General features: G+C 56.5%; 11 protein-coding genes. 9 read left to right on the forward strand and 2 right to left on the reverse strand.

Features of this window, described 5'->3' with window-relative positions:
* Positions 1 to 16 precede the first annotated feature (16 nt).
* The 3 genes from AC2FIS_RS07770 (at position 17) to AC2FIS_RS07780 (ending at position 3,990) form a co-directional block, all read left to right on the forward strand.
* The gene (locus tag AC2FIS_RS07770) at positions 17 to 1,990 is read left to right on the forward strand and encodes an acetyl/propionyl/methylcrotonyl-CoA carboxylase subunit alpha (RefSeq protein ID WP_496772713.1); all 1,974 of its coding nucleotides are present in this window, start codon (positions 17 to 19) and stop codon (positions 1,988 to 1,990) included.
* Between the two features lie 80 nt (positions 1,991 to 2,070).
* Positions 2,071 to 2,874, forward strand: a complete 804-nt coding sequence (locus AC2FIS_RS07775; protein WP_496772715.1) for a TIGR03084 family metal-binding protein — start codon at positions 2,071 to 2,073, stop codon at positions 2,872 to 2,874.
* A 66-nt stretch (positions 2,875 to 2,940) separates the two neighbouring features.
* On the forward strand, positions 2,941 to 3,990 hold the full coding sequence (locus AC2FIS_RS07780; protein WP_496772717.1) for an AI-2E family transporter: 1,050 nt from the start codon (positions 2,941 to 2,943) through the stop codon (positions 3,988 to 3,990).
* A 102-nt stretch (positions 3,991 to 4,092) separates the two neighbouring features.
* Here the strand turns inward: AC2FIS_RS07780 and AC2FIS_RS07785 are convergent, their stop codons facing one another.
* Positions 4,093 to 6,072, reverse strand: a complete 1,980-nt coding sequence (locus tag AC2FIS_RS07785; RefSeq protein ID WP_496772718.1) for a bifunctional 2',3'-cyclic-nucleotide 2'-phosphodiesterase/3'-nucleotidase — start codon at positions 6,070 to 6,072, stop codon at positions 4,093 to 4,095.
* A gap of 389 nt (positions 6,073 to 6,461) precedes the next feature.
* Here AC2FIS_RS07785 and bioB point away from each other — a divergent pair, with 389 nt between their 5' ends.
* Genes bioB through AC2FIS_RS07815 form a run of 6 tightly spaced genes read left to right on the forward strand, consistent with a single transcriptional unit; the run spans position 6,462 to position 11,844 of the window.
* A complete protein-coding gene (gene bioB, locus AC2FIS_RS07790) occupies positions 6,462 to 7,442 on the forward strand; it encodes a biotin synthase BioB (RefSeq protein WP_496721544.1) in 981 nt (326 codons plus the stop codon).
* Positions 7,439 to 8,572 (forward strand): 8-amino-7-oxononanoate synthase, encoded by a 1,134-nt coding sequence (locus AC2FIS_RS07795; RefSeq protein ID WP_496772720.1) that lies wholly within the window; start codon positions 7,439 to 7,441, stop codon positions 8,570 to 8,572. Before bioB ends, AC2FIS_RS07795 begins: the two co-directional genes overlap by 4 nt.
* A complete protein-coding gene (bioD, locus tag AC2FIS_RS07800; RefSeq protein ID WP_496772721.1) occupies positions 8,569 to 9,189 on the forward strand; it encodes a dethiobiotin synthase in 621 nt (206 codons plus the stop codon). Before AC2FIS_RS07795 ends, bioD begins: the two co-directional genes overlap by 4 nt.
* The gene (bioA, locus tag AC2FIS_RS07805) at positions 9,186 to 10,472 is read left to right on the forward strand and encodes an adenosylmethionine--8-amino-7-oxononanoate transaminase (protein ID WP_496772723.1); all 1,287 of its coding nucleotides are present in this window, start codon (positions 9,186 to 9,188) and stop codon (positions 10,470 to 10,472) included. The genes bioD and bioA overlap by 4 nt, the downstream gene beginning before the upstream one ends.
* On the forward strand, positions 10,469 to 11,089 hold the full coding sequence (locus AC2FIS_RS07810) for a pimeloyl-ACP methyl esterase BioG family protein (protein ID WP_496772724.1): 621 nt from the start codon (positions 10,469 to 10,471) through the stop codon (positions 11,087 to 11,089). The genes bioA and AC2FIS_RS07810 overlap by 4 nt, the downstream gene beginning before the upstream one ends.
* Entirely contained in the window at positions 11,086 to 11,844 is a 759-nt protein-coding gene (locus AC2FIS_RS07815) for a methyltransferase (protein WP_496772725.1), read from the forward strand. The genes AC2FIS_RS07810 and AC2FIS_RS07815 overlap by 4 nt, the downstream gene beginning before the upstream one ends.
* Before the next feature lie 6 nt (positions 11,845 to 11,850).
* Here the strand turns inward: AC2FIS_RS07815 and AC2FIS_RS07820 are convergent, their stop codons facing one another.
* Positions 11,851 to 15,411, reverse strand: coding sequence for a PA14 domain-containing protein (locus AC2FIS_RS07820; RefSeq protein WP_496772726.1), 3,561 nt, complete (start codon positions 15,409 to 15,411; stop codon positions 11,851 to 11,853).
* Positions 15,412 to 15,600 lie beyond the last annotated feature (189 nt).

Below are 15,600 nucleotides of genomic sequence, written 5' to 3' on the forward strand. Positions count from 1 at the left end.
TAGCAGAGGTTGAGGCATGACATTCGACACGCTTCTCGTTGCCAATCGTGGGGAAATCGCCGCGCGTATTATGCGAACCGCCCGGTCGCTTGGCCTGCGCACAGTGGCCGTTTTTACAACCGCTGACGCTCGGGCACCCCATGTCGAACTTGCTGATGAGGCGGTTTGGATCGGTGAAGGGCCGATTGGTGCCAGCTATCTGAACACAGAAAAGATCATTGCTGCGGCTCAGGAAACTGGGGCAGGGGCGATCCACCCGGGCTATGGGTTTTTGTCCGAAAATGCGGGTTTTGCAGAGGCAGTCGAGGCCGCGGGTCTGACTTTTATCGGACCTGACCCTAAAGCGATCCGGCTGATGGGCGACAAAGCCGTCGCCAAACGTCTTGTGATCGGCGCGGGCGTTCCCTGCGTTCCGGGGTATGAAGGCGATGATCAATCGGATGCTGCACTGGTCGCTGAAGCGAGCAAAATCGGTTTTCCCATCATGGTCAAAGCCGCAGCTGGTGGCGGTGGACGCGGAATGCGCGTGGTCCAATCCGCCGACACTCTTTCTGAGGCGATCGCGCTTGCCAGATCCGAGGCCGAGAACGCTTTTGGATCCGGCGAACTGATCCTTGAGAAAGCGATCGGTGATGCGCGCCATATCGAATTTCAGATTTTTGCCGATGGGTACGGGAACGTAATTCATCTGGGCGAAAGGGAATGCTCGATTCAGCGTCGCCACCAAAAAGTCATCGAAGAAGCACCAAGCCCCGACATGACGCCAGAATTGCGCGCAAAAATGGGAGCTGTGGCGATTGAGACGGCCCGTGCGGTGAACTATCGCGGTGCAGGAACCGTGGAGTTTCTTTTGGAACCGTCCGGCGTGTTCTATTTCCTTGAAATGAACACCCGACTGCAGGTTGAGCATCCTGTGACCGAGATGGTCACTGGCCTCGACCTAGTGGCGCTACAGATCGCTGTCGCGCAGGGTGATGCCCTTCCAATCTCTCAGGAAGATGTCACCATGAACGGTCACGCCATCGAGGCGCGGCTTTATGCCGAAGACCCTGCTAACGGATATCTGCCGGCAACCGGTTCAATTGATTTCTGGCAGGCTGCTGCTGGACCCGGAGTGCGTGTGGATTCAGGCATTCAGCGGGGGCAAGAGGTATCTCCTTTTTATGATGCCATGCTTGCAAAGATCATCGCGCATGGTCCGACCCGCGAAACGGCACGTGCGCGGCTGATCAAGGCTGTGCATGAAACTATTTTGCTGGGAACGGTGACAAATTCGCGGTTTCTTGCAGATGTGCTGCAGCACAGAGATTTCATTGCCGGCGATGCAACGACAACATTTCTGGATCGGACCTACCCCCGGGGCTTTCCTGCGTACCGGGTAACTGCGCCGGACATCGCCTTGGCTGCTGCGCTGTTGTTGGATGCGGATCAGGCCGGCGCATGGGTTGCGGCGGGCTATGTCTCAGCCGAACAGTTGGGTTGGTCCAGCGCGGCGTTGCCGCCGTTCGCCGTGACGCTTGCCTATGGTGACGAAGAGATACAAACGCGCGCACGCGTCTGCCCCGATGGATGGACGGTATGGGTTGAGGGCAACGCGTATGATGTTTCGTTTATTAAGCGCAGCAGCGGGAAGGTCCGGGCACGCATAAATGACAACACCGTCGACGCCACCGCACACATAACCCGCGACACAGCCCAGATCGCCATCGGCGCCGAGCGCCTGACGTTTCGACGCCTGCGTCCCGGTGTATTGGATGCGGGAACGATCGCTAGCGGTCGCGTCACCGCCCCCATGCCGGGTGTCCTGGTCGAGGTGGCGGCAAGACCCGGTCAAAGCGTTTCAAAAGGCGACTGTCTGGCCGTTCTCGAAGCCATGAAGATGCAACACCAGATCACTGCCGCCGTTGCTGGCGTCATCACCTCTGTCCTCGTTGAGGTCGGGCAACAGCTGAGCGCGGGGGATGTGATGATCGAGATTGACGAAATATAGATAGAATTGGGTGTGTGTCGGCCACCGCCACTTCATCCGGGGACATCGAATAGGCAAACACAAAATCAAGGGAACAAGCAGTGCAACAGGCAACGGATTTTCTGCAAGAAAGCGAGGCATTGTTTGCCATTCTGGACGGTATTTCGGGCGATCAATGGGAAATTCCAACTCAGTTCAAGGGTTGGACGCTGAACGATGTTCTGGTGCATCTGCACTATTGGAACCAGATGGCGGATCAGTCGCTTCAGGACCCCGACGCGTTCACAGCCCGCATTGGCGCATTGTTTGTCAAAGCCAAGGCCGAAGGGCTGCGCGCAGCCGAGAACGAAGCGATCTTGCTGCGCGGGAACGAGCTGCGCGATTCCTGGCGGACACTTTACACAGATATTGGCGCGCGTTGGGCCGATCTCGACCCAAAGCACCGGGTGAAATGGGCCGGTCCGGATATGTCTGTACGCTCGTCGATCACGGCCCGCCAGATGGAGACTTGGGCACATGGGCAAGAGGTTTTTGACGTTCTCGGTATCGAGCGTGTCGAACAGGACCGGGTCAGGAACATCGTCATTCTGGGTGTGAACACGTTTGGCTGGGCCTATCAGGTCAACGGCAAACCTGTGCCCGAGGCGATGCCGCGACTGGAACTGACCGCGCCATCCGGAGCCTTGTGGGAGTTCGGTGAACCGGGGGACAATCGGATAACAGGCCTTGCGGTAGAGTTTGCACAGGTCTCAGCCCAAACCCGTAACATCGCAGATACATCGCTGAAGGTGGAGGGGCCGGTTGCTGCCGAATGGATGTCAATCGCGCAGTGTTTTGCCGGTGGTCGAGAAACGCCTCCTGCACCGGGCAGCCGTCACCGCGCTCGGGGCCCGCTGATCGCGTGAAAGAAGTTGAATATAAGCCTTGAACCCGGCACAAAAGGAACCACCCGTCCGACCGAAAGCGAAGATATGCTGCAGTTTAATGTGACAAAACTTGCATCTGGCCTGATCGTCGCTGTTGTCATCGGCTGGCTGCTGGTGCTGGGCAAAAGCATCCTTCTTCCGGTGCTTTTGGGCATAATCGGAATATACATTCTGGACTCGACCGCTTCGACTATCGGCCGTGTTCCGGGGTTGCGCCACATTCCACGCCGCGGGCGCCGTTTACTTGCGCTGCTTGCCATATTTCTAACGCTGGTTCTGATAGGGGTCTTTCTTGAGGCAAACGCGCAAGCGGTCGCCCAGAATATCCCGCGTTACCAAACCAACCTAAAAGCGTTGATTGACTCGGGAATGGCGATGTTGGGCGTCAAAAAACTGCCAGATTGGTCCACGATCGAGCAGACGATTGCTGGCAAGTTCGATATTTTGGGGTTTGTGCAGGGGACGCTTTCCACAGTGCAGGGTTTCGGGACGGTCATGTTGATGACAATCCTTTATATTGTGTTCATTCTGTCTGATCTGGACGATATGCCGGAAAAAGTTCGAAAGGCTTTGGGTGATGCCGAAACAGCTGACCGGTCGCTGCAAATCGTCGCCCAGATCAACCAGAAGATTGGCAGCTACCTAAGCGCAAAGACCCTGATCAACGTCATTTTGGCTGTGATCTCATATGTGATCATGTTGTTGCTTGGGATCGAGTTCGCAATGTTCTGGGCCATATTGATCGGGCTTTTGAACTATATTCCATACCTGGGTTCCATTGTTGGCGTTCTGTTTCCCGTCATGCTGAGCCTCGTGCAATTCGGCGGCATCTGGCACGCCGGTGTCGCGCTGATCGCGCTGATGGCCGCTCAGCTGTTTGTCGGAAACTTCCTTGAACCACGACTTGTCGGAAACTCGGTGAACCTGAGCGGATTTATGGTGCTGTTTTCGCTGACGATCTGGACCGCGATGTGGGGTCTGGCAGGCACCATATTGGCGATACCGTTGACTGCCGTGGTGATGATCATCTTGTCGCAAATCCATTCCACGCGACCGCTGGCGATTTTGATGTCAGAAAGCGGCGAACTTGACTGATTTCTTCAAAGCCCGGTTTTAGGTGCTCGAATAATTCGCCATCTTTGGTACACGACCGCCACCCGTTAGTTGGGGTGACGGTCGGCTTAAAAGCTCTGGCGTTTAAAGCTTGATACGGAACGCGGCGAAACCATCGGCGCCTTCGCCTGCGTCTTCGATCACCACTCCATTGACGTCGCTCATATAGTCGCGCGCCTTGGGGCCGGTTTCGAAAAGCACCGTGGTATCTGCAAGCGGGGCGAAGGACCAGTTGGCGTCCGCTTTTGGATCGATTGTGCCCTGCTCAACAATATAGCGCACGATGACGTCGCGATTGGTGTCCGGGGCCTCGAAAATAATCGTGTCGCCCAATGCGCCCGGGAAGGACCCGCCGCCAGACGCGCGGTAATTGTTAGTGGCGATGATGAACTCCATATCATCCGTAACCGGCGTGCCATTGAAGGACAGGTCCACAATCCGCGCCGCGTCTGGGTTTACTTCTTCGCCTTTTGGTCCAAATCGCGAGGGCTGCGACAGGTCGATCTGATAGGTCACGCCGTCCATTACATCAAAATTGTAGGATGGGAACTCTGGGTTCAGCAGGATTGCGTCGGCTGAGCCCGGCTCAATCTGATTGAACATGCCTGCCGAACGCTCCAGCCAGCTTCGAACCTGTGCCCCGTTTACGCGGACCGCCCGCACGGTGTTTGGATAGAGGTACAGGTCAGCCACGTTTTTGATAGCCACATCGCCCACTGGAACGTCGGTATAATACTCTGGCCCACCACGCCCACCGGCCTTGAAAGGGGCGGCGGCTGATAGGATGGGCAGCCCTTCGTGCTCGGTGCCCTTCATCATCTCTTCAACATACCATTTTTGCGCGATCGACACGATTTGCACCGATGGATCATCCGCGACGAGTGCGAAGTAGCTGTGCAAAGGCGCGGACGTCTTCCCAACGGCGCGGCGCACATATGCCAATGTTTCGTCGTGATCTTTGGCGACCGAATCCAGCACGGACTGGTCGTCGCCCACCAGCGCGGTGATTGAACGATCTTCGTTGCGTTTTGAGATCGGGCGCGCCTCGGACGTCGTTGTTACAACGCGCCATTCATTCCCGTCACGCTCCAGCAGCAGGTCCAGCAGACCCAGATGCGAGCCCCAGAAACCGCCCATGACCGCTGGTTTGCCCATCAAGGTACCTTTTTCGACGTCGATACCCGGGCGATCCGCGAATGTCGGCGAGGGGAAGACCAGGTGGTTGTGACCCGTGACCAGCGCGTCGATGCCCTCAACACCAGCCAGCACGACTGAGGCGTTCTCCATGCCGTCGGCGTGATCTGCCTCACCGATACCCGAATGCGACAGGGCGATGATCAGATCACAGCCTTGCTCTTGCATTTCTGGCACATAGGCTTGCGCCGTTTCAACGATGTCGCGGGCCTGAACGTTGCCTTCCAGATGCTTGCGGTCCCAATTCATGACTTGAGGTGGGGTAAAGCCAATGACGCCAACCTTGATCGGATGCTTGGTGCCGTCGCCCATTTCTATTTCGCGGTCGAGAATGGCGTAAGGCTTGACCAGGGTCTTATCGTCGCGTGGCCCCGCGCCTTGTTTCTTGGCGATATTGGCCAAAACGACCGGGAAATCCGCGCCGGCGAGTGACTTTTCCAGAAAATCCAAACCGTAATTGAACTCGTGGTTGCCCAGAGTAGCGGCGTCATAGCCCACGGTGTTGAATGCGGCGATGATTGGATGGCTGTCGCCTTCTTTCATGCCGCGCTCATAGGCGATGTAGTCACCCATTGGGTTGCCCTGTAAAAAGTCGCCATTGTCTACAAGCAACGAGTTGGTTGCCTCTGACCGAATGTCATTGATGATCGATGCCGTGCGCGACAGGCCCACCGTGTCGCGCGGCTTGTCTGCGTAGTAATCATAGGGGAAGACATGCACATGGATATCGGTGGTTTCCATGATCCGAAGGTGCGCCTGATTGTCGGCAGCGGCGGCCGAAAACGGATGCAGGGTGATTGCGGCGGCGCTGGCCGTGGTGGTGGCAAGGAACTGGCGGCGAGACATCGAAAAATGGCTGGAGGAGGTCATTCGGAACCTTTCAATATGTTGGTTAACGCGCCTTCTGCATGACTTACAAAACAATCGTGTGACACTGGTATCCAACGCGTTTGCAGCGGCGCGGCGCATGCGGGAATGTGTGGTACTGATGCCCATTGTGATCTGCTTGCCTAGTCATGGCAACATATGTCGATTTGAGACGGTGGATTATCGCGCGGCGCATATTGCGGAAATGGCGGCAGCCGCATTGGGGCAGAATGCTCCGCATCGTTTGCTAAAGCGGCGTTGGCACAGCGGACCATTGCAAGCATCCGCGTTTTTCCGCCTGAGTGACGCAGATGGTAGAATCTGGTTGTGATGACGATCTTTATCTATAAAAGAATGCGTAGCCATGAGAGTTTTCGAAAAGTATCTATAAAATGAAAAACACCGCCCCGCTATGGTCCCGCGACGCTGCTCAAGCTCTGTATGACCTTCCGCTGATGGATTTGTTGTTTCGCGCGCAGACAGTGCACCGCGAAAACTTTGATCCCAACAAGGTCCAGACATCGAAACTGCTGTCGATCAAAACGGGTGGCTGCGCCGAAGATTGCGCATATTGTTCGCAATCGGCACGGAACGGATCAAAGCTGTCGGCCTCAAAACTGATTGAGGTTCAGCGCGTTCTGACCGAAGCCCGCAAGGCCCGCGACGGTGGGGCAACCCGTTTCTGCATGGGCGCTGCATGGCGCGAACCCAAGGACCGCGACATGGATGCGCTTGTCGCCATGGTCGAAGGTGTGCGCGAGATGGGGATGGAAACCTGCATGACCCTTGGCATGCTGGACGATAATCAGGTGGTTCGTCTGCGCGATGCGGGGCTGGATTACTATAACCACAACATCGACACGTCCGAGCGGTACTATCCCGAAGTCATCACCACACGCACCTTTGCGGACCGCATTGACACGATGAACCGCGTGCAGGAAGCAGGCATCAAGGTCTGTTCCGGCGGCATCCTTGGGATGGGGGAAGAGGTTCAGGACCGTGTCGATATGCTGGTCACTTTGGCCAATATGAACCCGGCACCGGATTCGGTGCCGATCAACATGCTGATGCCGCAAGAAGACACGCCTTTGGCAGACGCCAAGCCGATCGATCCGATCGACTTTGTAAGGGTCATTGCCGTTGCGCGGATCATGATGCCACAATCTTATGTACGGCTTTCCGCCGGGCGCAGCGATATGAGTGAGGAATTGCAAGCCATGTGCTTCTTCGCCGGTGCGAACTCGATCTTTGTTGGCGAAACGCTTTTGACGGCAGAAAACCCCGAAGAAGACACTGATGCCATTCTGTTTGCCAAGCTTGGGCTGCAGGTGGAAACATCTGCGGAAAAATCCTGTTTGGATGCTGCTGAATGAAAGCACTGAGTCGGTTGAACTCGATGCTTGAACTGTTGGACACCCGGCACCGTCGCCGGGTGTTGGCGCAGCCGCGCGGTCTGGACTTTGCGTCCAATGATTACCTTGGATTGGCGCAATCGCCATTCCTGCGCAATGCCGCGCAAACGGCATTGGCGCAGGGCGTGCCGCTGGGATCTGGTGGTTCCCGTCTGTTGCGGGGCAATCATCCCGAACATGAGGCGCTTGAACACGAGGCCGCCGCCTTTTTTGATGCTGAGGCTGCTTTGTTCATGGGCGGAGGATTTCAGGCCAATCAGGCGATTTTCTCGACCCTTCCTGCCGCCGATGATCTGATCCTTTACGATGCTTTGGTTCACGCAAGCGCGCATGAAGGCATGCGGATGGGACGCGCCCAAACATGTGCTTTTTCTCATAATGATGTTGCCGCAGCGCGTCTGACCATTGAGGCGTGGTTGGCAGAAGGCGGGTCTGGTCAAATCTGGATCGCAGTAGAAAGCATCTATTCCATGGAGGGCAACATTGCGCCCTTGGCCGCGCTGTCTGATCTGGCCTGCGAACACGGTGCCATATTGGTCGTGGATGAGGCTCATGCGACCGGAGTATTTGGCCCGAACGGTAAGGGCCTGGCGCATGGCCTAAAGGCTGAGTTGCTAACTTTGCACACATGCGGCAAAGGGTTGGGGGTTTCGGGCGGATTGATTTGCGGCCCTCGGGTGTTGATCGAAACACTGATCAACCGCGCGCGTCCGTTTATCTTTGCCACAGCCCCATCGCCGTTCAACGCGGCCCTTGTTCGCGCGGTTCTGCAGCATCTTCAAACAGATAGTTTTATGGGCCAGAATGCCCTGTCCCGCATTCGCCACGCGCATGCCGTCGCACGTCAGATCGGAACACCCCAAGAGGCGCTGAACAGCCAGATTATCCCCATTATTCTGGGCGATGACGCCAAAACCATGGAAATGGCCGCAACGTTACAGGCCAAAGGTTTTGATGTCCGTGGTATCCGGCCGCCGACCGTGCCACGGGGCACGTCGCGCTTGCGCGTGTCGATCACCGGCAACGTGGACAAGGATGACATAAGCGCCCTGTTCGAAGCACTGGCGCATCAACAGGCGGAGGCGGCATGAGCGCTGTAATCGTCACAGGCACCGACACTGGTGTCGGAAAAACAGTTTTTGCTGCGGGCCTGACGGCCGCGCTTGGCGCAACCTATTGGAAGCCGGTGCAATCCGGGCTTGAGGATGCAACGGACACAGAAACCGTCGCGGCACTTTCCGGTGCTGAAATTTTGCCGGAAGCCTATCGCCTGAACATGCCAGCCTCACCCCATTTGTCAGCCGAAGACATGGGCGTCGAGATTTCGCCGGATCGGCTTGCGCTGCCGCAGGTCAATGGCCCCTTGGTCGTCGAGGGGGCAGGCGGGGTCATGGTGCCGCTGAACCGTAAGACCTTTTTCCTTGATGTCATCTCGGGGTGGCAGGTACCCGTGGTTCTTGTGGCCCGGACCGCGTTGGGGACGATCAACCACACAAGCCTGTCCCTGATGGCCTTGCGGGGTGCGGGTTGCAACGTCGTCGGTGTAGCGTTCGTAGGCGACGCCGAGCCGGAGGTTGAACAGACCATCGCTGAGATGTGTCAGGTTACCCATTTGGGACGCTTGCCGTATCTTGAAACCCTGACGCGGGAAACGCTGTCGGATGCTTTCGATGCGATTGACACAGCAACAATTCGGAGGGCTCTATGACCGCTCTGGAGTTTGACGCCCGCCACTTGTGGCATCCCTATACGAATGTTCTGAACCCCGGCCCGATGCATCTGATCACTGAGGCCGAAGGGGTGTGGCTGACCCGAGACGACGGCACACGGATGATCGACGCTATGTCGTCGTGGTGGTGTGCGGTGCACGGGCATCGTCATCCGGCCATTACTGCTGCGATGCAGGAACAGCTGCAGCAAATGCCCCATGTCATGTTCGGTGGCCTGACGCATCAACCCGCAATTGAACTGGGTCGCAAGCTGGTCGGGCTGTTGCCCGATGGGCTGGATCGCATTTTCTATAGCGACAGCGGATCGGTCGCGATTGAAGTCGCCTTGAAGATGGCCGTGCAGTATCAGATGGCGCTGGGTCACACGGGCCGCACGCAATTTGCGACCATTCGCGGCGGCTATCATGGGGACACATGGAAAGCGATGAGCGTCTGCGACCCCGAGAATGGGATGCATGGGCTGTTCAGTGGCGCGCTGTCGATCCAACATTTCCTGCCACGCCCACCGATATCGTTTGATCAGGAATGGACGGATGATCCAACCCTAAATGGGCTGGATGCATTAGCAGAGCTGCTGGAAACCAAAGCCGATCAAATCGCGGCCCTGATCCTTGAGCCAGTGGTCCAGGGCGCGGGTGGTATGTATTTCTATCACCCCAATTGGCTAAAAGGCGCGCAAGACCTGTGTAAAGAGCACGGAATTCTTGTGATTTTTGACGAAATCGCGACCGGGTTTGGCCGCACGGGCGAACTGTTCGCGATGCATCACGCTGAAGTGATTCCTGACATCATCTGCTTGGGCAAAGCGCTGACAGGTGGCCATATTACTCTGGCCGCGACCGCCACGACTGAGGATGTCGCGCGTCGAATTGGTGAAAGCGAAGCCAGCGTTCTGATGCATGGCCCGACCTATATGGCCAACCCGCTGGCCTGTTCTGCCGCGGTGGCCAGTCTGGACCAACTATCGGTCAGAGATTGGCGCGCCGAAGTGCACGCGATCGCCGACCAGATGAAGCAAGAGCTTGCGCCGGCACGTGAATTGCCCGGCGTTGCCGATGTGCGCGTACTTGGCGCGATCGGGGTCATCGAAATGGAGCAGTGGGTTGATCCCGCGGTTGCGCACGCACTGGCACCCGATACCGGCGTTTGGTTGCGCCCGTTTGCCCGCAACATCTATTGCATGCCGCCTTACATCATCTCTGCGAATGAATTGAGCCGTGTAACATCGGCCATGATCTCGCTCGTCAAAGGCATACCATGAAACAGCAGTGGTTATCGCGTTCGGGAACGGACGAGTTGATTCTGGTTTTTGGCGGTTGGGCGCTGGGGGCTGCGCCTTTTACTGGACTTACAGGGCGCGGCGATGTGCTATTCGTCGACGACTTCCGCCACTTTGACGATCCTCTGCCTGATATTGCGCAATATAACCGCGTCAATTTGATTGCCTTTTCTTTTGGCGTCGCATCTGCGGGCCACTGGCTGGCGCAAACTGGGTTTCGTCCCGATCGGCTGATTGCTGTCAGCGGTACGCTATGTCCGGCTGACCCCGAGCGTGGCATCGCGCCGGATATGATCCGCGCCACGGCGGATAATCTGACCGAAGCCAGTTTCGCAAAGTTCTGTCGCCGTGCTGGAATGAACGGGCCGGTTCCTGAAATTGATCTGGAGGCTGCGCAGGCAGAGCTTCACGCCGTGATCGACCGTGGTGGCGCACCCGAGGTGGCGTTTGACCGGATTTGGATCCCCCAGCGGGACCGTATTATCCCGACCCCCGCGCAAGAGGCGGCATGGGCGCACCAACAATCTGCCGTGCGTGGAATTGCCACCCCGCATGTCCCGTTTCGCGAAGGTCAGAACTGGCAGGAGTGGGTCGCATGAACGTACAGATCGCAGATCGCGTTCAGCGCAGTTTCAGCCGCAGTTTCCGCAGCTATCACGGCTCGGCCAGCCAGCAGGCCAAAATCGCGGATCGGCTGGTCCATGAGATGCGGGCCGGCGGTGCACCGCATCGATTCGCGACCGGATTGGAATTTGGGTGTGGCACAGGCCACCTCACGCATCGGGTATGTAGCGCATTCGATATTGGTCAGTTGACGGTCAATGACCTGTCGCCCGAAGCAGCTGAGACCGCAACGGCCGTCGGTGCGGACTTTTTGTGCGGCGACGCCAAAATCGTCGAATGGCCGTTTCAGCCAAAGCTAATCACGTCAGCGTCTATGGTCCAATGGTTGCATGACCCTGCAACCTTTCTGCAGCGCGCAGCCAAAGCATTGGCTCCTGGTGGGTGGTTGGCGGTTTCAGGCTTTGGACCGGAACAGTACCGGGAACTGGTGAAAGTCGGTTCCACTGCCAAAGCGCCGGGCTTGTGCCGATCTGAAGATTTGGCCGCGGCAGTCGAAGGCCAATTAGAGATTATCAGTTGCGGCGAAAACCTTTCTGCTCTGCACTTCGATACGCCCCGAGGCGTTCTCAATCATCTTCGAAGAACTGGGGTCAACGGGCGCGCGCAGAAGGTCTGGACCAAAACCAGTCTTGCCCAATTCACGGAACAATATGTCCGGCACTTTGGCGACGATGATGGCGTGTCCCTGACATATAACCCGACGTGGATCGTGGCCCGTAAACATGGCTGAGTCCCGCTACCAATCAATGCGCTCATAGGCTTCGGTCTCGATACACGAGATCTCAGAGCCCGGGTTGGTCAGTACCGCTTCGGCCATGACATCACCATCGTTGTCCCCGTCGCTTTGCGACTGATCCATGTGCCACGGCGCGGGCGGTTCAGCCTGTATTGTCGCGGCAAGCGTTTCGGACAAATCAGGGGCAACGTCTTTCGCAACTTCATCTGTCTGCCCGACGTCCAGTGTAAAGGGAATCTCCGAGGTCAATTGCGCCCCGTTAAATCCGGTGTCCGTCACCGAGATTTCCCCTTCGATTGCGCCTTCGAATCCGGGGGGCGGGGATATCTCAAGAAAGTCGAGATCCCAGCCAGACAGATCCGCCGAACCGCCATCTGTCATCAGTGAATTCTCACCGCTGATCAGCAGCGTATTTGGTGGCAGCCCTTCCAGAGATACGGCGGCCTGATCACTTGCTTGGTCCAGCTCGATAGCGACTTCGACCGTCCCGTTTTCTTCGACTATTGGTTGTGCGTCAGCCTGCAAAAGCTCGCGCCCCGTTGTGTCCGGCCCGTCCCATTCCAATTTCAGCCCCGCACGGCCGTAGTTCTCAAAATACCGAACTTCGATATCATAAGTGCCGGGTTCCAAGTCGATTTCTCCGGACCGCGTCCGGAACCCATGCAGACCATCATTGTCCACGATCCTAACCCCGTTGACGAAGACCGCTACGCCATCGTCCGCACCGGCAAAAAACGTGTAGGAACCGCCTTCTTCTATTGTGATTTTACCTTCGAGCTTTGCCCCAAACGTATCCCTTGAACCGCCTTCCCAGAACGAGCTGCGACTGTTTTCAAAATTGATTTCAGGCACAAATTCCTGATGCGTCGGGTCAGCGGACCAGTCGATGTCGTCCAGCTTTGACAACCTGTTGTCCATGTCAAAATAACTAGCACGGAAACCGCCCACCATTTTGGCATCTGGTGAGGGCAGGTCAGCCTCAGTTACTTCGAAAGTCAGGTATTGTACGCCGTCATGACTGCTGTTTTCACCGGTTGGCGTAGAATGATGCAGGGCTGCTTCGACCGTTCCCTCAAATTCTGGCGGCGATGTTACTGTGATCATCCCACCTTGCCAGCCTCCCATCTCTGCGGCCCCGTCCGCGTTTGCCGCGAATGCGGTTCCGCCAGTCTCGATAATTGTTCCGGTGGGCAGACCTGTCAGTTCGAACGTGGTTTCATCGGTCACGCTGAGCGTTCCCATATCCACATCAATGGCCAGCGGCATGCCCGAAACGGTTTGGGCCTCGGATATGTCCGGGGCTGTAACCAACTCTCGCCCATCAAGACCTGGCCCCTCCCATTCAAGCTTCAGTCCAGCCCGACCGTAATTTTCGAAGTATCGGATTTCGATCGAATGTGTTCCCGGTTCAAGCTCAATTTCACCTGTTCGAGTTCGAAACCCGTGCAGCCCGTCATTTTCAACAACGGGTTTGCCGTTGATTACCAACATCGCACCATCATCAGCGCCCAGAAAGAAAGTGAATGTTCCGCTTTGCTCAACCTCGATACTGCCATTGATCTGGACGCCGAACGTGTCTTTTGCGCCTCCATCCCAGAATGTGTCGTGACCGTTAGCGTAGTTGATTTCGGGCTTAACTTCTTCATGGGCTGGCTCTGCGGTCCAGTTGATGTCTTCCAGTTTGGAAAGACGATGATCAACGTCGAAGTATTTGGCGTGAAACCCTGACGAAAACGTCATCTCGTCCGTATCCGCCACATTGACCGTAAAGCTTTCGGTCTGACGTAACCCGCCTTCGTCAATCACCGTGACATCAATAGTGACCGAGGATGCCTCTTCATAGTCCAGTGCCACGCCGGGTTTCAGGCGCAGTTGATTGTCAATAACTTCGAACCGTTCATCCGAGATTTCGAACTTATGGGTATCGTACAGATCCGGATCCACGAAACTGAGCTGCCCCACGACGGCCTCATCGACATATTCGGCTACGGTCTGCTCTGCGGCGGTCAGTGTGATGTTATCAACCAAGGCGCCGTAGGTATCATTCTGGCCCTCAGGTTCGCGCAGTTCCAGCGTGTCTTGCCCGGTCCCAACAACCTGCAGCTGGAACGTTTCCCAATCTGCGGATTGCGGATCCAGCTCCGCCACCAGATTGCCGTTCCAAAAGACCTCGACTGTATCGGTTCCACCCGCGAGGCGCTCACGCAGGTCAATGCCAAGATCATAGAGATGACCATCCTCTGTCTGGACGACCTGGGAAATACTGTCGACGCCCCGACCATGATCCATCTCAAGCAGCTGATCGCCATCGGACGCTTTCGTACCACCTAGATGATCCCAAATTTCCAATCCATGCGCGTCTTGCCAGGACCCGCTTTCATCCGAGCCAAAGCCTTTCCACTTGCCCTTATCCAAATCAAATTCTTCGAAACTGCCATTCTGAATGAGGTTTTCAGCACTGTTGCCCAGCACCAGACTCGTCGGACCTTCGTTCACATCCCGAACGTCCACTGTGAAACGCTCGGTCAGGGTGGACCCGCCAGCGTCCGTGACGGTAACGTCGACCTCTATCTGCGCCGCTTCTTCATGATCCAGCGCAATGCCGGGCTTTAGCTGTAACTTGCCGTCCACGATTTCAAAACGGTCGTCCGAGATGTCAAAGCTGTGCATATCCAACGCATCCGGGTCTGCGATCAAGATGTTTCCGATCACCGCGCCATTGGCGTTCTCGGCAACAGAAGTGTTGTCCAGCACCAGATCTGTCGGACCCTCGTTCACATCCTGAACGTCCACGATGAAACGCTCGGTCAGGGTGGACCCGCCAGCGTCCGTGACGGTGACGTCGACCTCTATCTGCGCCGCTTCTTCATGATCCAACGCAATGCCGGGCTTTAGCTGCAACTTGCCGTCCACGATTTCAAAACGGTCGTCCGAAATGTCAAAGCTGTGCGTGTCCGATGCGTCCGGGTCTACGACCGAGATGTTCCCGATCACCGCGCCAATGGCGTTCTCTGCGACAGAGATGTTGTCTAGAGTGACCTCTTGCGGCGCGTTGTTTCCGGTCTGCGTGTCGGTTGGTATTGCTGGGACTGCATCCAGATTGGGTACGCTTGGCAGCTCCGGGCGAGAGGTCGGACCGCTTACATGAGTAATTCCCCCACCTTCGCTTGTTTGGGCCGCTGGACTTGCGACAATGAATGTTTCCACCCCGGCCGCGCTTTCGACAATTTTCATCGCCTCTGCCTTGGTGTTCTGTGCAATTGATCCAGCCAACGTGTTCGTTGAATGAAAGGTATGGGCGACAGGATCAGTGTTTGTGACGTTGCCGGGCTGTTGCGCATGCACGGTGCGAGGGTTCAACTCTTCCGGGGCACCCTCGTTCCGAGTGTTGCGTTCCATTGTCCCAGAGAACTTTTGGCCCGTGTGTAACGAACTGCGCGTCGGATCTTCGCTTGGTCCGACGACATTGCGGGAAAAATGAGAGGCGATCTCGTGTTGCTCGTCCATATCCGCCTGTGCGGATCTTGTGCGAAAATTCAAGTCGTTCTCTAGTTTACCCATCGCACAATTCCCCAACCAACAACTGATTCACCGTATTTGGTAACACGCGCCCGCCGAAAACGGGCAACTAAGCGACTAAATTTAAAAGTAAATCTTAGGAATGATGCGTCGGGGAATTTACGGGTCTTAAACGGAAACTGACCACTCCTGCTGAAATGACCAAGGGGGTGAAAAGCATCATGGAACCGC

This window comes from Ruegeria sp. CDSB113, from assembly GCF_059611045.1.